The following is a 20330-nucleotide window of genomic DNA, read 5'->3' as shown; positions in this document are numbered from 1 at the left end:
CCTTACATCGCAATCCTTAACGTAAGGTGCCATGACGAGTTTGACTGATGACATTCGCGTGCAGCCAGCCTCCCGGTTGGCCTCGGGACTCGGCCTGGCCGCAGTGTCCTCCGCGGCGTTCGGCCTCTCCGGACCACTGGCAAAGGGGCTTCTCGACGCCGGTTGGACTGCTGGGGCTGCGGTGACCGCGCGAGTTCTGATCGCGGCCGCGGTCCTTGCTCTTCCCGGTGCCTTGGCGATGCGGGGCCGCTGGAATCTCGTACCCCGCAGTCTGGGCACCATCGTGGCGTACGGGGCGATCGCCGTCGCGGGATGTCAGCTCGCGTTCTTCAACGCTGTCGGTTACATGCCGGTCGGTGTTGCACTACTGATCGAATTCACTTCGCCTGTCGCAGTCATCGGCTGGATGTGGTTGCGCCACAAGCAACGTCCGACGGTCAAGACCGTCTTCGGTGCGGCAGTGGCGGCGGTCGGTCTGGTGTTCGTGCTCGACTTGATCTCAGGAGCAGCGATCGACCCGATCGGAGTTCTGTGGGCTCTCGGCGCTATGGCCGGAGCAGCCGTCTACTGGATCATGTCGGCCGAAGAGGGGCACGGTCTACCGCCGTTGGCGCTCGCGGCGGGCGGGCTGTTGTTCGGCGGAATGATCCTGATGCTGTCTGGGCTGATCGGGATCGTGCCGTTCGCCGCCACCACCTCGAATGTGATCCTTGCCGGTGCAAGCGTGCCCTGGTGGGTGTCGATCGCATTGTTGGGCGTAGTTACTGCCGCACTCGCGTACGTCTGCGGAATCGCTGCGATCCGCAGGCTCGGCTCGCGCCTCGCCTCGTTCGTCGGGCTTACCGAGGTCCTGTCCGCTCTCGTATTCGCATGGCTCTTGCTCGGTGAGACACCGCGGCTCGTACAGGTGTGCGGTGGTGGCCTCATTCTGCTCGGGGTTGTGATCGTCAAGCTCGGGGAGCCGAAAGGTGATCCTGCCGGTGCAGGGCATGATGGATGTGTAGGTGGTATTTCGCCGGTGGCGTGCGCGCCCGAGCCTGCCGAGAGGAAAGTTCTGGAGTGAGCAAGCATCAACCGGTGTATCGCGCGGAATCGTTCGATCGGATGCTCGAGTACATGGCCGAGCGAGCTCGCGACTCGATCAGCTCCGGCGAACGAAAGATCTTGGGTATCACCGGTCCCCCCGGCTCAGGAAAGTCGACGGTGTGTAAGGCTCTCGGCGAGGTGCTCGGAGCGAAGGCCGCGATCGTCGAGATGGACGGATTCCACCTCTCGAACAGCGAGCTGAACAGACTCTCCATGCGCGACCGCAAAGGGGCGCCCGACACGTTCGATGTGGACGGGTACGTCGCCTTGCTCGGGCGCCTACGCAAGCAGGACTCCGAGGTGGTCTACGCACCCCGATTCGATCGCGGATTGGAGGAATCGGTCGGATCAGCAGTGCCGATTCTGCGCAGCACTGCCTTGATCATCACCGAAGGCAACTACCTGCTGTCTGCGGACGGGGGATGGCAGCGTGTTCGACCGGCACTCGATGAGGTGTGGTACCTCGACGTCTCACAGAGCATTCTCACCGAACGATTGATCAGCAGACAGCGTCGTCACGGGAAAGCGCTCGCCGATGCACGTATGTGGACCGAACGAGTGGATCTTCCCAACTCGAATATCATTGCAGGGGCGCGTGAGCAAGCCGATCTGGTCTTTGCGGTTCCAGAGGTCAATGGGCTGTAGGCATGATGCAACCTGGTCGCGAAAGGAACACCATGCCCGCCCGGCGATCTACGAGGCAGCCGGTCCTACAAGGATTCCGTCGATTTGGCACATTGCTCTCACCAAGTCCTCATCCATCTTCATCTCAGCCATGGGTTGCATCTGTTCCGCGGTATCGAAAGTCATCGTCGTAGTCATCCGGGTCCGACCGTCGATGTCCATCAGTACTACGAAGGCGTGCGCAGTGCCCATGTCTTCTATGGGTTCCCAATTGTCGTCGGCAAACCCGTCGTCGAAGGACAAGGTTCGCGGAGCATCGATTGCGGTGATCGACCACCGTCCCCGAACTTTCTGCCCGTGGGAACCGAGCATGTAGTAGTGGGCCACCCCGCCTGGTTCGAATTCATGGGTCTCGAACGTCGTCGGCGAAGTATTTGTAGCCCACCACAGTTCGAGCATGCGTGGGTCTGCCCAGATCTGCCAGACGCGTTCGACTTGCGCGTCGAACTCGGCAACGATCGTGAAGACGAGGTTCTTCTCGTCTTTGTCGGTACTGATGACAGTCATCGCATCTCTTCCTGCTCTTCTCGACTCGTCGAGTTTCTTCTCATGAGCTCGCGCCCAGCGCGGCGTACGTGGCCTGTAGATAATGCTCAGCTCGATCGGATCCGATGATCCCCTCACCCATGCGATTCATCATGTAAGAGAACGTCATTCCGCTCTCGGGGTGCATGACGGCCAGTGAACCACCCCATCCGCCCCAGAAACATATCTTCTCGTCAGGAATGTAAGGAACCGTCTCCACCTGGGGCAGCGCGAATCCGATCCCGAAACGAAGCGGCACACCCAAGGCCAAATCGACGCCGCTACTCTGCTCGTCGAACGCAAGCTCTACCGCGTCGCGTCCGAGCAGACGTACACCGTCGACCGTTCCGCCCAGTGAGAGCGCGGACAAGATCGTCGCGACGGAGCGAGCATTGCCGTGACCGTTGAGCGCACCCAGCTCGGCGCGGCGCCAGGGCGCGGTGTTCGCGGACTCGGCGTCGATCAGCGGGCCCAGGAAGGTCCGGCGTCGCACTTTCGACGGGTCGGGAATCTTCGACGAAGTGCTCACGGGTGGCGGCACGACGGCGGCGATGCGTGCCCAGTCCTGCTCGTGAGCACCGATCTGGAAGTCGGCGCCGAGAGGGCGAGCGATATCTTCGGCGACGAACTGCGCCAACGTCTTACCCGCTGTGCGGCGCACGAGTTCGCCGACGAGATGCCCTTGCGTCGCGGCGTGGTACCCGGACGTGGTGCGCGAATCCCACCACGGCGCTTGCGCAGCCAATCGAGTAGTGGCCAGCTCCCAGTCGTACATGTTCTCGGTGGTGAACGGTGCGTCCCAACCCGAGACGCCGGATGTGTGCGACAGCAGGTGCCGCACCTCGATGTCCTGTTTGCCGTTGGCCTCGAACTCGGGCCAGTACTTCGCAACCGGTGCATAGGGGTCCAGGAGTCCGCGATCCATCAGCATCAATGCGGCGAGGTTGGTGACCGTCTTGGTTGTCGACCAGACATTGGTGATCGTGTCTCGAACCCACGGACGAGTGCAAGCAGAATCGCTGTGCCCGCCCCAGATATCGACTACACGGCGGCCGTCGATGTCGACGACGACCGAGGCGCCGAGTTCCGCACCCGAGTCGATGTCGGCAGCCAACGCATCGCGTACCTGACGAAAGCCCGGTTCCCAGTCTCCGTCAACCATTGCTCGACGCGCCGAGCAGTCGGTGCACGGCGAGATCGACGTAGGTGTCTGCGACGGCTTCGATGCTCAGATCACCTCCGTCATGGAACCAGTTGCTGATTCCGTTCAGCATGTCCGTCACCGCGAAGGCGGACACGCGGGCATCGGACACCGTGAACTCCCCGGAGTGCATACCGGCGGCGATGACCTCGCGCACGCGTCGTTGGTATCGACGCCGGTAGTCCTCGATCGTGGCTCGATGTTCCGGCGTCAGCGAGGCCAGCTCGTGGAGCCCGACGATGTACTCGACGCGTCGGAGGTTGAGATGTACGAGATGTGCCCGCACCAGCGAGGCCAATCGTTCTGTGGGCGTGCCCGGTGCGTCGAGCAGCGGCAGATTCTCTTCTGAGGGCTCCTCGGTGACGGTGAGGCAGACTGCGAAGAGGATGTCTTCCTTGGACTGGAAGTGGTGGTACAGGCTTGCCCCGCGGATCCCGACTGCGTCGGCGATGTCACGCATGCCGACGTTGGCGTACCCGTCGCGAGCAAAGATCTCTGCCGCTTTCGACGCTATGTCCTCGCGGCGGCGTTGCGTTCGGATCTGGCGTGGGACGACGGCTTCTCGGTCGGGTGCGGTCATACGGGCTCCTCCGCCGTGGTGGCCATGGTTCGAAGATTCCTCTTGAGGATCTTGCCCTGCGCGTCGACGGGTAGTTCTTCGACGATGTGCACGGATTTCGGAGCCTTGTAGGTCGCCAGTTCGATCCGGCAGTGCTCGATGATGGCCTGCGGATCGGGGGTGCACCCCTCACGCGCGATGACGAATGCTGTCACTGCTTCGGACCAATAGGGATCAGGCACTCCGACGACGGCGGCACGCAGCACCTCCGGGTGTGCGTGAATGGCGCGTTCGACTTCTTGCGAAGATACATTCATTCCCCCGGTCTTGATCATGTCCTTCATGCGATCGTAGAAGAACAGATTTCCGTCTGCGTCGACACGCACCATATCGCCTGTGTGGACCCAGCCGCCACGGAAAACTTCGGCGGTTCGTTCCTCGTCTTTGAAGTATCCGAGCATCACCGACGGAGTGCGACAGACCAATTCGCCGATCTCGGTGTCGTTGCCTTCAGCGTCGACGACCTTGACCTCGAGGTGCGTGACCGGCTTACCGATCCACGACGCGTCGCCACCGGGAATGTCGTCGAGGGTGGAGAACCAGCCGACCGAACCCAGTTGGGAAAGTTCGGACTGCCCCCAGTAGGTACCCCAGATCGCCTCAGGTGCAGCGCTCGCCCACGCATCGATTGTGTGCGGGGAGACCTGGCCACCGTAGGTGAGACAGCGTCGAACCTGTCCGACGGCTGCGGTGCCGAACGACGGGTTTCGCGCTAGCGCCATATAGAACGTCGGTGTCTGGGCGATCACCGAGACCTTCTCGTCGGCGATGATCTGGAGCGACTGTGTCGGGTCGGCGGTTGCAGGTAGCACGAGCGTTGCGCCCATGAGGGTCAGCGTGGTCATCGATCCGAGGCCGGCGATGGTGTGGAACGGCATGACGAACAGCCAGGTGTCCTCGGGACCGGTCCGTAGACCCCAACTCCATGCAGGCGCGGTGGAGATCAGGAAGTTGCGATGCGGAATCATCACACCTTTCGGTGCGGCCTCGGTGCCGGAGGTATAGATGACCATGGCGACGTCGTTCTCGTCCATGTCGACTTCGGGGTCGGAAGACGGCGTCTGGGCCGTCAGCTCCTCGTAGTGTGCACCGAACGTGACGAGCGTCGTCGACTCCGGTTTGACGTCGGCGACCGTGTCGGCGAATTCGACATCGGCTACCACCACGGTCGGCTCTGCGTGTTCGAGTTGGTGCCGCACTTCTGCTGATCGATACATGACGTTGATGCCGGTGAACGCGGCGCCGATCTTGAGTGTGCCGTAGTAGGCGATGACCACGTCGACACTGTTGCGCGCCATCGACGCGACTCGGTCACCGTGCCGCACACCGAGTTCGAGGAGAAGGTTCGCGAACTGATTTGCCCGGGCGTCGAGCTCCCAGTACGTGGTGACCAGGCGTTCACCGTCGGCTCGGTAGCTGATGAACGCGGTCTTGTTCGGCTGCGTACGCGCGTGTCGACGAAGTTGATCTCCGATGGTGGCTCGGCCGATCATGGAACGGTGATGCTGGGCAGTGCCGGTCACGTGTCTTCTCCTGGAAAATTCGGTTGGCTCAGAGCGAGGGGGACAGGGCTTGCTCGAACATCGGCTGGGAGAACGTATCCAGGGCGACTATCTGCTCGACGGGATCGCGGCTCAGCTTCTTGGGGAACGAACGCTCGGGGTACCCGACGGCGATGTGTGCGGCGGTTATGTAACCCTCTGGAATCTCCAACAGCTCGCGCACCTTGGGTTCCTCGGCGCACAGCAGAGTGGTCACTGCGGTGGCAACTCCCTGGTCTCGCAGGCTCAGGCACAGGTTCTGCACTGTCGGATAGATCGACGCGCCACCGACGACGGAGAGTCTGCCGAGTTCGTGATCGGTGGGGTGAAGTCCATCTTCTGCAGCGCACACGACCACGATTGCGGGTACCTCGGCCAGGTGACGGGCGAAGAAGTCGGCGTCCTGCACTGTCTTCGGGAGGGCGCCGACGGCCACTGTTCCGCCGGTGATACCGGAGAAGTAGGCATCCCACATCGGCAGATACAGTTCGGCGAGTGTCTGTTTGCGAGCTGCGTCGCGAACGACGATCCATCGCACCGGCTGTCGGTTACCGCCCTGGGGTCCGAAGCGGGCGACGTCGAAGGCCTTTTTGAACACCTCGTCGGGGACCGGATCGCTGAGGTATCGCCGGCAGGTTCCGGTCGTGCGCATTGCCTCGGTGAGCTCCATGTTGAATCCCTTCGCCTGTCCACTGTTAGGTAGTGCCTGAAGCATTGTGTGGTGTATGCCACATTGTCAAGTGGCAATTCTGTAGCTCCAGTCAGATACCTAAAGTGCTTGCGCAAATTTGCCTAACTGTGGTTAGTTTCAATGGTCCGTTCTCCTCGGGCGCTGAAGGAGGTCTTTCATGTCTGCACGTGTGAACGATGTCGATCGCGACCGGCTGGCTCGGGCGCTCGACTCGGCAAACATGCCGAGCCTGGTCGCAGTGCTGTATCAACTCACCGGCGATCACGCCTGGCTCGAGGCCCCATATCGCCCGACCCGCAGTCGTGGGATGGACGACAACGACGCAGGCGGGTTTGCACCCGACGTTGCGCAGGCCATTCGATCGGCCGCACTCGACGCCATCTCCGACCGGACGAACGGCACGCCCTCCGCGATTCCGTCGCCGTCCAGCGAACAACTCGTGGAGATGATCAGTGCCGCGGTAGGGGAGTCCGTGCCACCGGAATTCGCGTCGATGATCGCCGAGGACATGGGCTTTACGCCGATCGAGGATCAGGAGGTCACGGGCAGCGAGCTGTCGGTCATCGTAATCGGGGCCGGAGTGTCGGGCATGCTCGCGGCCATCAAGCTGCGTGAAGCCGGGATCGAACACGTTGTCCTGGAGAAGAATTCCGACGTAGGCGGCGGATGGTTCGAGAACACGTACCCCGGAGCCGGCGTCGACACTCCAAGCCACCTCTACTCGTACTCCTTCGCCCCACGAGCGTGGAGCACACACTTCGGCAAGCGCGACGAGGTCTGGCAGTACCTCAGCGATGTGGCTACCGATCACGACCTTCGGGACCGGATCCGATTCGACACCGAGGTCTCCACGTCCGTGTACGACTCCGAGCGCCAGCGGTGGACGGTCACCACGACCAGCGGCGAGATATTGACGGCAGACGTGGTCATCACAGCCACCGGCCAACTCAATCGCCCGAAGGTTCCCCCCATACCCGGCCTCGACTCGTTCCGTGGACCGATCTTCCACACCGCAGAGTGGCCCGAGGGTCTCGACCTGACGGGCAAACGCGTCGCCATAGTCGGCACCGGTGCCAGCGCAATGCAGGTGCTTCCTGCTATCGCGTCGACGGTGGGTCACGCGACGGTGTTCCAGCGCTCGCCACAGTGGGTGGCGTCGAGTGACGTTTATTTCGCCCCTATCGACGACGACGTCAGCTACCTGATGGAGACGGTTCCGCTGTATAGGCTTTGGTATCGAGCGCGACTTGCATGGAATTTCAACGACCGCGTTCATCCGTCGCTGCAGGTCGATCCGGAGTGGAAGAACCCTGCACAGTCGGTCAACGCGATCAACGACGCGCACCGCCGAGTGTTCACCCGATACCTGGAGAACGCGCTGGAAGGCAGGCCGGATCTCATCGAGAAGTCGCTACCGGACTACCCCCCGTTCGGTAAGCGGATGTTGCTCGACAACGGGTGGTTCGCTGCCCTTCGCCGTGACAACGTCACCCTGGTGGCCGAAGGTGTCGCCTCGATCGGTGCCGACACCGTGCGGGGACAGCAGGGGACCGAGGTCGAGGTCGATGTCGTCATCCTGGCAACCGGCTTCGAGACGCACAAGTTGTTGACACCCATCGACGTTCGAGGGCGCTCTGGTAGATCGATCCGCGACGGGTGGGGCCCCGAGGACGCTCATGCGCACCTCGGCATCACCGTGCCGGACTTCCCCAACCTCTTCCTGACCTGCGGGCCCGGAACCGTCCTCGGGCACGGCGGTAGTTACATCACCATCGCGGAATGTCAGGTCCGCTACATCATGGATGTCCTGAAATACATGTCGGACAATCGAATCGGTGTAGTCGAGTGCAAGCCCGAAGTCGAAGAAGACTACGTACGACGACATGACGAGGCGCACTCGCGCATGATCTGGACGCACCCGGGGATGGACAACTGGTACCGAAACGACGCTGGACGGGTCGTATCGACATTGCCCTGGCGCATCGTCGACTACTGGGAGATGACCCACAGCGCCGACATGGGCGACTATCTCGTCGAAGAGGCACGGCAGGCATCGAGCGTCTGACAGAGCAGACGGAAGCGTCGATAATGGAATGCATGCTTCCCGTTCTCGATATGTCACTCGTCGACACCGATCCGGAAGGCTTCCGGGCCGCACTGTTGGACGCTGCACATCGATTCGGCTTCTTCTACCTGGTGGGCCACGGTGTGCCGACGGCTCGCAGCGAGGAAGTCCTTCGACTCGCTCGCTCGTTCTTCGCCCTCGCGTCGGAGGAGAAGGACGAGATCTCGCAGCTGAACAGCCCACACTTCCGCGGCTACTCACGCCTGGGGGGCGAGCTGACCAACGGTGAAGTCGATTGGCGTGAACAGATAGATATCGGCCCCGAACGGCCTGTTATCGACGGCGCCGAGGGTTATTGGAATCTCCAAGGACCGAACCTCTGGCCGTCTGCACTCCCAGCTCTCGAGCCCGCGTTCGAATCCTGGGAAGCGATCATGTCCCAACTCGGGTTGCGGGTCCTGCGGCATTGGGCGTCGGCACTCGGCGCTTCCGAAGACGTGTTCGACGACGCATTCGCAGACAGTCCAGCGTCCTTGATCAAGATCGTCCGGTACCCCGGAAGCTCCGACAATCCGCAGGGCGTCGGTGCACACAAGGACTCCGGCGTCCTCACTCTCCTCCTCGTAGAACCGGACTCGGTGGGATTGCAGGTCGAAATCGAGGCGGGTGAATGGATCGACGTACCTCCCGTCGACGGCGCATTCATCGTCAACATCGGCGAACTGCTCGAAGTTGCGACGCAAGGCTATCTGCGTGCGACGCGACATCGAGTGCAGGCACCTCGAGCCGGCGCCGACCGAATTTCGATCCCCTTCTTTCTCAGCCCCGCGCTGGACGCCGTCATTCCGATCGTGTCGCTGCCCGAAGAGTTGGCGGCGAAGTCCACAGGGGTCGAGGCAGATCCGAACAATCCGATCTTCGACACCTATGGTGCCAATGCCTGGAAGTCGCGTACGCGAGCGCACCCCGACGTCGCCGAACTGCATCACGGGATCGCTTAGGTGTCTCACCTACGACCCGATCCGTGTAGATCTTGCTTCTGCGGGTACCCGAGTGCAGTACTCGATTGCGAACGGAGATGAAACACTCGTGAGCGTTATCCCCACCATCACGTTGAACGACGGACACACCATTCCTCAACTGGGTTTCGGTGTGTTTCAGATCGAACCGGACAAGACCGCCGAGGCAGTGAAGACTGCCCTCGATATCGGTTATCGCCACATCGACACAGCCCAGATGTACGGTAACGAAAAGCAGGTCGGGCAGGGGATGCAGGAGTCCGGCCTGAGCCGCAGTGACGTCTTCGTGACCAGCAAGCTCAACAACGGATATCACCGCCCGGACGATGCGCGCAAGGCATTCGACAAGACGCTGTCCGACCTCGATACCGACTACGTCGACTTGTTCCTCGTCCACTGGCCGCTACCGACGCGGTACGACGGAGATTTCGTCTCGACGTGGAAGACTCTCGAAGAATTCGCGAAGGACGGCCGCGCGCGCAGCATCGGTGTTTCCAATTTCCAGTCGGCCCACCTCGAGCGGCTGGCGAAGGAAACGGATACCGTTCCGGCAGTCAACCAGGTCGAGGTGCATCCATACCTGGTGAACGAGGAAGTCCGACGCTACGGCCGTGAACACGGCATCGCGACCGAGGCCTGGTCGCCGATCGCCCAGGGCAAGGTTCTCGATGATCCGGTGCTCGAGTCGATCGCGTCGTCGACCGGCAAATCGACCGCGCAGGTTGTGCTGCGCTGGCATGTGCAGCGCGGCGACATCATCTTTCCCAAGTCGGTGACGCCGGACCGTGTCAGGGCGAACTTCGACATCTTCGACTTCGAACTCGGTGACGCCGATATGGATGCGATCACCGCTCTCGATCGTGGTGAAGATGGGCGTACCGGGCCGAACCCGGACACGTTCGACATGATTCCCGACTGACACACCGTCCGGTCAAAGGCGGCGCAGCCAACTGTGCCGCTTCAGGGGCGCAGGAGAGCCGATGTCGGCGAGCATGCCGCAGTTGAAGTCTGCAACCAGATTTGACACGGTTCCCTGTGCGCACGATTTGTTGGTACCGATGAATCCTGACGGCCCGCGTTTGATCCAGCCGGTGACATAGGTTCCGGGAAACGTTGCACCGCCCGGTGATTCGAGGACACGGCCATCATCGTTCGGAATGATTCCTGCTTGTTCGTCGAACGGCACACCTGCGATCGCCACACCGCGGTAGCCGATCGACGTCAAAACCAGTCCGGTGTCGACGGTCTCGACTTCACCCGTCGCGACGCTGAGAACCGTGCCGTCGATGCCCGCGTCGAGTTCCATGCGATCGAACTCGACACCGGTCACTACCGCATCACCGAGAATTCGCTTGGGGGAGAGGAGATAGCGCAGCATGATTCGCTTACCGTCTCTTCCCTCCGAGTCTTCGAGTCTCTGTAGCAGGCGCAATTTCTGAACGACTGCATGCGGGAGCTCGTCGGTTTCGGTCAGTGCGACCGTGGCTGCGTCGAGCACAATCTCGTCGCGATGAAACGAAACGTCCACCCCCGGGGTGCCGAGTAGGCCGGCGAACTCCGGAACCGTGAAAGCCGACTGTGCGATGCCGCGCCGGCCGACCACCAGTACCTCTTCGATGTTGGACTCTCGCAATGCTTTCAGCGCGTGTTGGGGCACGTTCGTGCCGACGAGGCGTTCGGGATCGATCGTCAGGATTCGGGCCACGTCGAGGGCGACGTTGCCATTGCCGATGACGATCGCACGTTTGTGGGACAGGTCGTAGTGGCGATCGGCATGGTCGGGGTGACCGTTGTACCAGGCGACGAAGTCGGTGGCCGACCCACGACCGGCAAGCTTGGCACCGGGAATCGTCAACTCCCGATCCGAAGATGCACCGACTGCGTAGATCACGGCATGATGCTGATCCAACAGCTGCTGGTGCGTAATGTCCTCTCCCACCTCGACACCGAGATGGAACCGGAATCCAGGCTGCGCAGCGATGGTGTCGAACAGTCGAGATACCTGACGGGTCTTTTCGTGGTCCGGCGCTACGCCCAATCGTGCCAGGCCGTGCGGCCGGGTCAGTCGGTCGTAGACGTCGACCTTCACACCAGGCTGGGTGAGAAGTTCATCGGCCGCATACATCGCCGAAGGTCCCGATCCGACGATTGCCACGCGAAGCGGCTGGCGCTCCCTGGTGACTGCCGGAGCCGGTGACACCGGTGCAAGCAACGGACGCGCAGGCCGTTCCTGCTTGTAGAAATCTGCATTGATCTCCAGAAACGGCAACTGCGCTTCGGTGAGCTTGGCTTTGGGCACGATTGCATCCACCGGACACGCCGAGACGCAGGCGCCACAGTCGACGCACGAGGACGGGTCGATATGCAGCATCTCGGCCGTCAGGAAGTCAGGCTCGTCCGGCGTCGGGTGAATGCAGTTGACAGGGCACGCGTAGACGCATGACGCATCACTACAGCATGACTGAGTAACGATGTGGGGCATGAACTTCCTGACTTGCGACCCGGCGGTGGAGAGAGGTGAACCCGAGGCTCACGCTGCGAAGTGGCCGGAGCTGCGGTCGGGTTCGCTGCGGTAGCGCGAAGCTCGGCCATCGATTCCGCACGCCTTCCAAAGTAATTTTGCCGAACGATTCATCATTCCGGTGTCTGCGGCCAGCATGCGAACGTCGCCGAAATAGTCCTGCAATGTGTGCTGGGATCGTTCGGTGCCCCAGAACAAGTCGTCTTTGACATACTTCGGGATGTCGAACTTCTGCCAGAATTTCTTCGGTGGAATGGCGATGACGTCGCACAGAATTCGCATGGTGATGGGGAATGCCAACGACAGCAAGAAGCGTCCGACCCTGGACATCTTCGGCACTCGGCGACGCAACAGCTGGTGCGCGAACGAGATGTGACGGGCTTCCTCGGCGACATGAATGACCATGACGCTCTGCATGATCGGATGAATCTCTGCACCCGATCGTAGAAACGCTTTCTGGATGTGATCGATCGGTTCCTCGCCGGCGAGGACCCCGACGAAGAACAGTTCGGGCAACAGCGTCGAGAACAAAGGGATGATCGGGGAGATCAACTTCATCGGACGGTTCATACCTGGCACGTCTGCATCGATGCGGTTGACCATCTCTTGGAACATGAGGGTGTGATTGCACTCCTCGATCGACTCGTGGGTGCAATAGCGAGCCTCGGCTGAGTCGTTCGGCAGCGAGAATACGTATTGCATCATCCCGCGAATGAGGATGTTCTCGAACTGCAATCCGACTTTGGCGATATTGGCTTGGCGCCACATACCGATAGCGATCTGACGGTCTTCCGGTAGCGCCTGATACCAGGCATGGCCGCCGAGCGGGTCTGTTGTCGCCGGGAGTATCCATCGGCGCTCGTCCTTGGTAACTTCGAACTCGCGAGAATCCCAGTCGATATCGACGTACGGATCGAAATGCTTGTCCACGGATCCTTCGGACAGGAGTCGAAGCGTCTCGTTGTACTGCTCGGCGTCCGCGTCGGTATCCGCCGATAGCGTGCGCGGTGCTGACGAAAGTGTCATCGCTGCTCCTTGGTTGGTTCGAAGGTGGGAGTTAATGTAACTCGCCGTATCAGTAAATGGAAGTACCTTTGCCGGCCGGCTCCTGCCGCTACCCTTCTGGCCTCCCTCGTTTTGGCTATTAGCGCGATTCTGCGCTAATCTAAGCGCAGAAACGAGCTAAGGGAGCAGTAAGTGAAAGTTACGCCGCTACAAGCCGATCGCGCCGCAGGCGTGCTACTGGGCACCGCCGCAGGAGACGCGCTCGGCGCTGGGTACGAGTTCACGCACCCAGCGCCGGGCACTGTCGTCGACATGATCGGTGGCGGATCATTCGATTGGGCCCCGGGGGAATGGACCGACGACACATCGATGGCCGCGGCCATTGCCCAGGCGTCGCGAGAGGGCGCAGACGTCTGCACCGGCGACGGCCTCGACGCCGTCGCCGGTAACTTCCTCGCCTGGTACGACACCAAACCAGCAGATATCGGCAACCAGACGCGGGCTGTGCTGCGGCGTCGTAGCGCAAGTGCCTCCGAGATGACCAGGTGTGCAAGTGCACTCACCGGCCGAACCGGTGGAAACGGTTCGTTGATGCGGACAGCCCCCGTCGCAGTCCGCTATCTCGACAGTGCAACGAGGTGTGTCGAGGCGGCCGCCGCAATCAGCGCCCTGACACACTCCGACCCTCGTGCCGCCCAAGCGTGTCGGATGTGGTCGTTCGCGATCCGCCATGCCGTGCTCGGGGGTAACTTCGACGGCGTTCGGTTGTGGGTCGAGTCGTCGGCATCTGCGCCATATTGGGGACCGATGCTCGACGCGGCCGAGCGCGGCGAACCGTCGGACTTTCCGAACAACGGCTGGGTCGTCCACGCACTGCAGACTGCGTGGTGGGCGATAGTCAGAGCCGACCAGAGTGGACCTCAGCACCTCGTCGAAGCACTCGAATTGTGTGTTCTTGCCGGTGGTGACACCGACACGACGGCAACAATCGCGGGCGGACTATTGGGGGCCAGATGGGGCGCGTCGGCCGTGCCGACGAGTTGGCGGGCGATGCTCCATGGATATCCCAAACTCACCGCGGACGATCTCGTCGCGATTGCCGGCGATATCGTGGCCAATTCAGGAGACACACCATGACCATCATCGATGTCATCGAAGGCGATATCACCAAAGTGCGCGTAGACGCCATCGTCAACGCGGCGAAGTCGACGCTGCTCGGTGGGGGAGGAGTGGACGGGGCCATCCACCGATCGGGTGGGCCGGACGTGCTTGCCCAATGCAAGATTCTGCGGAATACGTCCCTACCCAACGGTCTTGCACCCGGTGGGGCAGTGGCCACGACGGCAGGCTTATTACCCGCCAAGTGGGTAATTCACGCGGTGGGTCCGCGCTATTCGGCGCACGAGGATCGCTCCGGTACTTTACGGGCTGCGTACATACGCAGTCTGGCGGTCGCTGATTCGCTCGGTGCGCGAACTGTGGCCTTTCCGTTGATCTCGGGCGGATCGTACGGTTGGCCGCTGGAAGATGCTATAGCGCAACAGCTTGCAGCAATCGTCAGTGCATACAGCCGAGTCGAGGTGGTGTCGGTGGTGGCCTTTTCCGCACGGGGAGCAAAGCTGACAACCCGGTTGCTGAGCTAACCCCACGCCGGGCCTCAGCTTTTGAAGAGGGCCGCAGCGGACTCCGGCAGCCGAGCGTCAGGGTTTCTGCGGTACAGCTCGGCCGGCCTGCCGGCGCCCGTGGTCGAGGACTCGCCGGTGCCGATCAGTGCACCCGCGACATGTCGCCTGAAGGTGTCTTTGGGAAGCTCCTTGCCGTAGACGACCTCATAGAGTCTCCTGAGTTCGAGCAAGGTGAAGGTGGACCCGAGCAGGTGGGCCGGGTCCACCTGCGAACCGTATCGCTCGCGTAGATCCACCACCGACAGCGCCGCCATCGCTTTATGATCGAACGCGAGTTCAGAGGTCGGAGATCCGTTACGGATCTGGACGAGATCGACTGTGGTGTCGAGGTTTTCGTAGGCTACTGCTGCCCCGTGCGCCATCGACAACACCCAGCCACGATCGTCCCGATCCGGCTCGTCGAACATCCCGATTTGATGGAACGACAGGCCGCCCAGGCTCGCTTTGGTGTGAAGGGCGCGTTCGGCTGCGTCTGCCAATCTCTCACCCGGATGCAGGAAGGTTCCGGGTAGTGCGCGACCCCGTGGTGACGGTACGACGACGACGCACAGCGTGTTCTCTCGTACCGTCAGTACTGCGACATCCACGGCAACCGACGGCCGCGGATAGTCTGTCAACGGGGTGTCGGGGTGATCTTCGGTAGTCACCCGTGTAGATTAGCGCACTATTGAGTTATCTCGGCTGAGCTACTGCATATCGAACAGTGTAGGTACTTCGAGCGAATCGAAGAGCGGAACCTGTTCGGGCCGGGGAGTGGGCAGTCGCGCAGTCCGATTCGTCCGGCGCAGGCTCTCGGCAACATGGGTCCAGCTCAGCGCGAATGAGTCGCATAGGACGGCGGCACGGACGCGTCGGTCGTCTCCGAGTCGATGTGCGTGATCACGGAAGCGGTGGGCCGTCCACTGTGCGCGTTGGGTCAGCTCCTCGACATCCTGGCGTCGGCACAGGGCGTCGACTGTAATGGAATCCACTGGGCCGCACGTCAATTCGCATGCTGCACGGAGTGTGCCGAGCGTTCCTCCGTCATCGGACCACGACACGGGCGGAGGAGGATCTTCGTGACGATGAGTCGGATCGAAGATCGTCCCACCGACACGATGAGCGAACGGCGCGTCGATACCTTCGAGGAAATGCCCGAATCGATAGAGCTGCGCGGTCAATTGACGGGGGATGAAGGTCCGCGTATCGATCGAAATGCCCGCGAACAGTTGATCGCCGGCCACGACGAAGGTGATGTTCTTCCATCTACTGGTGAGCGAGGACATCATCCGCGACAGCGTCCCAGATTGTGACACTCCGGTTACCAGCGGTGCATGTATGCGGACCGACGTCGCGTCGTGATCGAAGCACACGTGCACGGGGAATGTGAACCCGTCTATCCGAATGTCTCCATTCGACTCTCGAGCGAGATCGAAGCGGACATCGACAGTCTGGACGATGAGCGCACGCAGATGATCGAGGTCGAGGGGAATCACTGCTGTGCCGTCTACTGAGCGGCAGTCGACGGCAGTTCGGAACTGTCGACCACTTCCGCCTTCTGTTGCAGCCGACAGAAACGCCGGATGCGCGACATTCCAGACCTCACGGAATGCACGGACTATCGAACGCGACAGCTCATCGGCGTTGTCGCGGTGACCGAGCATCGAGCGGCTGACGAGCTGGCCGACGTCGGTCTGTGTCGCCGGCGTGACCCACCCCAGAGTGAACAGTGCCGCGTCGTCACCGGCCGGCGGTTCGACACCCTCGTAGAGATAGCTGGCGAGAACGGCGGCGCAAGCGATGGTGCCGTCGTGTTCGGCCTGGAGCGTGATCCAGGGGCTGTCCCCGTCCCCGCGATCGAGTCCGGATTCCGCAGTGAGCGTGAGGGTTTCACGGCGTGCCATGTCCGATACGAACGACATCAGATCTTGGGCGTACGACGACCACGCTTCGTCGATGGAGTCCTGAAGGTCGATCTTGCGATTGTCCGTCACGATGACGCCTTCCCTCTCGTCAAGCGGCCGAATCCACCTGACGAGAAGGACAGTATCGATGAGGTACGACAAGAGCGGCGGTCTCGAACCTCCCCCGTGTCGACGAACGCGTGCAGACCGACATATTAGTGACGGAAGGCGGAGCCGCGCTTCAGTTTTCGCAAGCCACGCCGTCTCCGTCGCGATCGAGCTTCGAGCTGTATCCCGGCTCGCCGGCATAGATCGGTGCCGCTCCGGCTGCCCGGACGGCGGTGCAATTCGCGTAAGAGACAGCGGAAGGGACGTCGGGCACCGCGACCAAGGGCGCGGGCGGAACATACACGGGTTCTGGTTCTGGTTCGGGAACGTACACGGGTGCGGGAGCCGGGACGTACTGCGTTGTCGTCGGCATCGGAGGCTGAGCGTAGACAATTTCAGGCTCTGGTGGCGGGACGACCGTGCTCGGTGCAGTCGTCGTGGGCGGACTGGTCGTGGTCGAGCGGGGAGTGCTCGTGGTCTTCGGGCTCGACGTCGAGGTCGTCACCTGAGAGACCGAGGGAGCGGAAAAGGCCCGTGAGCTGCCCATCTCATCCGACGCGGGCGGCGGGGTCATGATAGAGAAAGCGACCAATGCGGGTAGTGCCGCAATAGCCGGGGTTGCCCAGAGAACCCGGCCACGTGAAGGTTTTCCGAACACGTAGAGCGTACCGGCGGCAATGATGCACGCGCCTGCGACGAGTCCAGCGAACGAGAAGTCGGAGAGGGAGGCGAGCAGAAACAGAGCGCCGATGGCAACCGATATCCAGGCAATTATCTTGCCCAGCAAGGGGCGCGGCCGTTCTGGACGTGCGGCACCGGGAAATACATAGGGCTCGGTCATTGTGCGGTCCTCGCATCGGACTAGAGGTGCAGGCCACGAGAACTTTTCCGCGAACGGGGTCACTCGCCGGAAACGGCAGCCGCAGATACTGCGTCGGCGGTGGCTGCTTGTACGAAGACCTTGTCGGATGCACGCCCTGCTTTGTTACCGGCCGATCAGGACGATTCCATCGGATCGTGCTCACCGAAGGGCTCCGCGAGGCGAATGCCTTGTAGAACTGCAGGTCGCAGCGCAGTCGGTACCTCGAGTGCATCTTCGGCGGTTACGAGAATTCCTTGATCTTGGAGGGAACGCACGCGATAGTCGATCAACTGTGCGGTACGCAGATCTTCACCCTCGAGTCCCTCGTAGTCTTCTTCGGCATTGTCTATGGGGAGGTCGTCTGTCATCGCCGCGAGGAGCGTCTGAATTGCGAATGTGTTGGACAGTGCCATCGATACATCGTCCTCGACCGAGGTGAGCTGATGGCGGATGTGGTGTGTCAGCACATCTCGAAGCGCATCGACCGAGCGCGATCCGAAGGCGTCCACATTCCTGCCCGGCACCACGTTGCTGCCCTCGACCTCGAGTACCTCCGAGGCGATGGATGCAGCCCAGTAGTTCAATTCGGTGAGGTCTGCGGTTGGATGGTCCGTCCCATCGTCCGCATTCGCCAAGGCAGTCGACAGGTCGGGAACGTCGGCGATGGCGATCGAGGAGCCGACGCGTGCCACCAGAGCATCGACACCTGAGATCAAGGGCAGCGGCACCAGTGCTGCAGACTCCTCCTCTGCGGTGACCTCGGGCAGTTCGATGTCATCTGGCTCGAGCACGTCGGGATCGTTGTACACGAAGTCGTTGAGGTCTTCCATGCAGTGCGCGAAATCATCCTCCGAGCCCGTCCACGCTTCGGTTTCGTCGAGGAACGCGAGAAACTCGAGCACGCAGAGGACGATGTTGAGCGCGGCCGCATGCCCATTGTCGGGGTCGGAATCCTCGACCCGTTCGGCGGTATCGACGAGGTAGTGCGCGTCGCTCGGCGTCCAGGCGGTGACGGAGAACGAAGGGTTGGCCTTGGCCATCTGAGTGAGAGTAGTGCCGGTGAGTCCTGCTACTCGTTCGGCGTGCTCGGCCATCTCTCCTTGCTCGAGCCAGGTGGCGAAATCATCGAGCAGATCAGTGGGGATCGATGCGGGCTGAGTGCCAGCGGGGTTCTGCCGTCTCTGCCGAGCCTTGGTTTTTGCTGCTCGCTTCTGGCCTCGGCCTGCAGGCCCTTTGGATCCCATGGTCCACAGCCTAACGGGCCTCAGTGTGCTCGGGTCGGACCAGTTGCCCACGAGCCGCAGGTTTCATTTGTATCGTCTCACGATATAGTTGGTGCGGAGGTTCACGCGGCTCGTATGTCCAGGGACCTCCACTCGGACCGTCTCGGCAAATATGGCCGACACCAGGAAGGGGCTCCGATGGACCCGATCAGTGCACTGTCTCCGACTCCAGCACAGGCGTGGAGTGAACTTCGCGCCGGAAACGAGCGCTTCGTCTCAGGCGAATGCCTGCATCCCCGCCAAGGAATCGACGACCGAACTCGGTTGGTCGACGTCCAACGCCCGAAGGCGGTGGTGTTCGGGTGCTCTGATTCACGTGTGGCGGCAGAGATCATATTCGACCAGGGCCTTGGAGACCTGTTCGTCGTCAGAACCGCCGGGCACGTTGTCGACGCATCGGTGTTGGGTTCGATCGAGTACGCGGTCGACATTCTCGATGTGCCACTCATTGCCGTCCTCGGCCACGACAGTTGTGGCGGCGTCAGAGCGAGCGTCGACGCTGTGGACGGTGTCGCGATGCCGGGCGGCTACATCCGCGACATCGTCGAGCGTGTCACGCCGAGTATTCTCGCCGGACGCCGAACAGGACTCGGTCGAATCGACGAATTCGAGGCGCGCCATGTCGAGGAGACCGTGCAGCTGATCACCGATCGAAGCAGGCTCATTGCCGACCGAATAGAGCGCGGTGAACTGGCGGTCGTCGGGTTGACCTACCGTCTCGAGATGGGGCGGGTCGTACTACATAGCTCGCTCGGTGACGTCGAGGGTGACGTCATTGCGACGTTGACTCGTTGGACCGACTGCGGCGGCACATGGCGGCTGGTATCGCGCACCGCCACGAAGGCAACGGTGGCATTGTGCAGCTGCGACGGACAAGAAGAAATGCAACGCCTCGAGAGCGAAGATCCGGAGACGATCGCTTGGATCGAGAACAATGGCGAGGGTCTTGCCTAGCGCTCGCTCGTGACGCAGGCGGAGAACGGTGAGTCGCGCACTCGCAGTTCTAGCACTGTCCGAATGGAACTCATCGAACAGGGAGGTTGCCACTGTGTCTTCCGGCGAACCACAGGAACCGGTGCCGTTGACAAAGCGGGAATTCGAATCGTTGGCGCGCTTCAGATTTGGAATCCGACGTTATCTTCGCTTCAGTGAGGAGACCGTGCGGTCCCATGGGCTGACCCCGCAGCAATACCAGCTACTGCTGGCACTGAAGGGTTTTCCTGGCCGTGAGTGGGCTGCGATGCGGGAGTTGGCAGAGCGACTGCAGCTGCGACACCACAGTGTGGTCGAACTGGTCGATCGCGCGCAGAAGCAAGGCTTGGTTCAGCGGGCAGCTGATCCCTCCGACGCCCGAACGGTCAGAGTCGAACTCACCAGCGACGGTGAACTGACCCTCGTCCGACTGGGCGCCATGCACCGGGATGAACTAACCTCGGGCTTTCACGCGAATTGAGCTCGACCGAGTGTCAGTTCAGAGGAATGGTGCCCTGAACTGGGAAGATTGAACTTGCGAAGGTAACAATCCAGCGAGTTCGAGAGGCACCATTCCGGT

At 61.6% G+C, this 20330-nt stretch carries 19 protein-coding genes and 1 pseudogene; 9 read left to right on the top strand and 11 right to left on the bottom strand.

Going from position 1 to position 20330, the window contains the following annotated elements; translation table 11 throughout:
• The first annotated feature begins 31 nt into the window (after nt 1-31).
• Nucleotides 32-1063, top strand: a complete 1032-nt coding sequence (locus QMK32_RS19200) for an EamA family transporter (RefSeq protein ID WP_283476784.1) — start codon at nt 32-34, stop codon at nt 1061-1063.
• The gene (locus QMK32_RS19195) at nt 1060-1731 is read left to right on the top strand and encodes a nucleoside/nucleotide kinase family protein (RefSeq protein ID WP_283476783.1); all 672 of its coding nucleotides are present in this window, start codon (nt 1060-1062) and stop codon (nt 1729-1731) included. The genes QMK32_RS19200 and QMK32_RS19195 overlap by 4 nt, the downstream gene beginning before the upstream one ends.
• A gap of 48 nt (nt 1732-1779) precedes the next feature.
• Here QMK32_RS19195 and QMK32_RS19190 read toward each other — a convergent pair whose 3' ends face one another.
• Genes QMK32_RS19190 through QMK32_RS19170 form a run of 5 tightly spaced genes read right to left on the bottom strand, consistent with a single transcriptional unit; the run spans nt 1780 to nt 6326 of the window.
• Entirely contained in the window at nt 1780-2277 is a 498-nt protein-coding gene (locus QMK32_RS19190; RefSeq protein ID WP_283476782.1) for an SRPBCC family protein, read from the bottom strand.
• Between the two features lie 40 nt (nt 2278-2317).
• Nucleotides 2318-3457 (bottom strand): serine hydrolase domain-containing protein, encoded by a 1140-nt coding sequence (locus tag QMK32_RS19185; protein WP_283476781.1) that lies wholly within the window; start codon nt 3455-3457, stop codon nt 2318-2320.
• Nucleotides 3450-4076 carry a TetR/AcrR family transcriptional regulator gene (locus tag QMK32_RS19180; protein WP_283476779.1) on the bottom strand — a complete coding sequence of 209 codons (627 nt, stop codon included), beginning with the start codon at nt 4074-4076 and terminating at the stop codon, nt 3450-3452. The genes QMK32_RS19185 and QMK32_RS19180 overlap by 8 nt, the downstream gene beginning before the upstream one ends.
• On the bottom strand, nt 4073-5608 hold the full coding sequence (locus tag QMK32_RS19175) for a class I adenylate-forming enzyme family protein (protein WP_283476884.1): 1536 nt from the start codon (nt 5606-5608) through the stop codon (nt 4073-4075). The genes QMK32_RS19180 and QMK32_RS19175 overlap by 4 nt, the downstream gene beginning before the upstream one ends.
• 58 nt (nt 5609-5666) lie before the next feature.
• Nucleotides 5667-6326, bottom strand: coding sequence for a nitroreductase family protein (locus QMK32_RS19170; RefSeq protein ID WP_283476778.1), 660 nt, complete (start codon nt 6324-6326; stop codon nt 5667-5669).
• A gap of 178 nt (nt 6327-6504) precedes the next feature.
• Between QMK32_RS19170 and QMK32_RS19165 the strand changes: the two genes are divergently transcribed.
• From QMK32_RS19165 to QMK32_RS19155, 3 genes are all read left to right on the top strand, one after another.
• Nucleotides 6505-8412 carry a flavin-containing monooxygenase gene (locus QMK32_RS19165; RefSeq protein WP_283476777.1) on the top strand — a complete coding sequence of 636 codons (1908 nt, stop codon included), beginning with the start codon at nt 6505-6507 and terminating at the stop codon, nt 8410-8412.
• A gap of 32 nt (nt 8413-8444) precedes the next feature.
• Nucleotides 8445-9413, top strand: a complete 969-nt coding sequence (locus QMK32_RS19160; RefSeq protein WP_283476776.1) for an isopenicillin N synthase family dioxygenase — start codon at nt 8445-8447, stop codon at nt 9411-9413.
• Between the two features lie 88 nt (nt 9414-9501).
• A complete protein-coding gene (locus tag QMK32_RS19155) occupies nt 9502-10350 on the top strand; it encodes an aldo/keto reductase (RefSeq protein ID WP_283476775.1) in 849 nt (282 codons plus the stop codon).
• A gap of 12 nt (nt 10351-10362) precedes the next feature.
• Here the strand turns inward: QMK32_RS19155 and QMK32_RS19150 are convergent, their stop codons facing one another.
• The gene (locus QMK32_RS19150) at nt 10363-11913 is read right to left on the bottom strand and encodes an FAD-dependent oxidoreductase (protein WP_283476774.1); all 1551 of its coding nucleotides are present in this window, start codon (nt 11911-11913) and stop codon (nt 10363-10365) included.
• A 48-nt stretch (nt 11914-11961) separates the two neighbouring features.
• Entirely contained in the window at nt 11962-12978 is a 1017-nt protein-coding gene (locus QMK32_RS19145) for an AurF N-oxygenase family protein (protein WP_283476772.1), read from the bottom strand.
• A 171-nt stretch (nt 12979-13149) separates the two neighbouring features.
• Between QMK32_RS19145 and QMK32_RS19140 the strand changes: the two genes are divergently transcribed.
• Nucleotides 13150-14094: an ADP-ribosylglycohydrolase family protein gene (locus QMK32_RS19140; RefSeq protein WP_283476771.1), complete on the top strand. Its 945-nt coding sequence runs from the start codon at nt 13150-13152 to the stop codon at nt 14092-14094.
• Nucleotides 14091-14600 carry an O-acetyl-ADP-ribose deacetylase gene (locus tag QMK32_RS19135; RefSeq protein WP_283476770.1) on the top strand — a complete coding sequence of 170 codons (510 nt, stop codon included), beginning with the start codon at nt 14091-14093 and terminating at the stop codon, nt 14598-14600. Before QMK32_RS19140 ends, QMK32_RS19135 begins: the two co-directional genes overlap by 4 nt.
• Nucleotides 14601-14614: 14 nt before the next feature.
• Here the strand turns inward: QMK32_RS19135 and QMK32_RS19130 are convergent, their stop codons facing one another.
• The 4 genes from QMK32_RS19130 to QMK32_RS19115 all read right to left on the bottom strand — a co-directional run bounded on the left by QMK32_RS19130 (nt 14615) and on the right by QMK32_RS19115 (nt 18739).
• Nucleotides 14615-15289, bottom strand: a complete 675-nt coding sequence (locus QMK32_RS19130; protein ID WP_283476769.1) for an NUDIX hydrolase — start codon at nt 15287-15289, stop codon at nt 14615-14617.
• 39 nt (nt 15290-15328) lie between these two features.
• Entirely contained in the window at nt 15329-16615 is a 1287-nt protein-coding gene (locus QMK32_RS19125; protein WP_283476768.1) for a T3SS (YopN, CesT) and YbjN peptide-binding chaperone 1, read from the bottom strand.
• Nucleotides 16616-16766: 151 nt separating this feature from the next.
• Complete coding sequence (locus tag QMK32_RS19120) at nt 16767-17474, bottom strand: excalibur calcium-binding domain-containing protein (RefSeq protein ID WP_283476767.1); 708 nt, start codon at nt 17472-17474, stop codon at nt 16767-16769.
• Between the two features lie 155 nt (nt 17475-17629).
• The gene (locus tag QMK32_RS19115; protein ID WP_283476766.1) at nt 17630-18739 is read right to left on the bottom strand and encodes a hypothetical protein; all 1110 of its coding nucleotides are present in this window, start codon (nt 18737-18739) and stop codon (nt 17630-17632) included.
• 177 nt (nt 18740-18916) lie between these two features.
• Here QMK32_RS19115 and QMK32_RS19110 point away from each other — a divergent pair.
• Nucleotides 18917-19540 (top strand): annotated as a pseudogene (locus QMK32_RS19110) (carbonic anhydrase); the annotation flags it as partial.
• 286 nt (nt 19541-19826) lie between these two features.
• On the top strand, nt 19827-20231 hold the full coding sequence (locus QMK32_RS19105) for a MarR family winged helix-turn-helix transcriptional regulator (RefSeq protein WP_283476765.1): 405 nt from the start codon (nt 19827-19829) through the stop codon (nt 20229-20231).
• The last annotated feature ends 99 nt before the right edge of the window (nt 20232-20330 follow it).

The sequence above is a fragment of the Rhodococcus sp. H29-C3 genome (genome assembly GCF_030063405.1).
GTDB lineage: Bacteria > Actinomycetota > Actinomycetes > Mycobacteriales > Mycobacteriaceae > Rhodococcoides.
The sequence above is the reverse complement of the archived record's forward strand: the minus strand, read 5'-3'. Positions and strand labels throughout refer to the sequence as shown.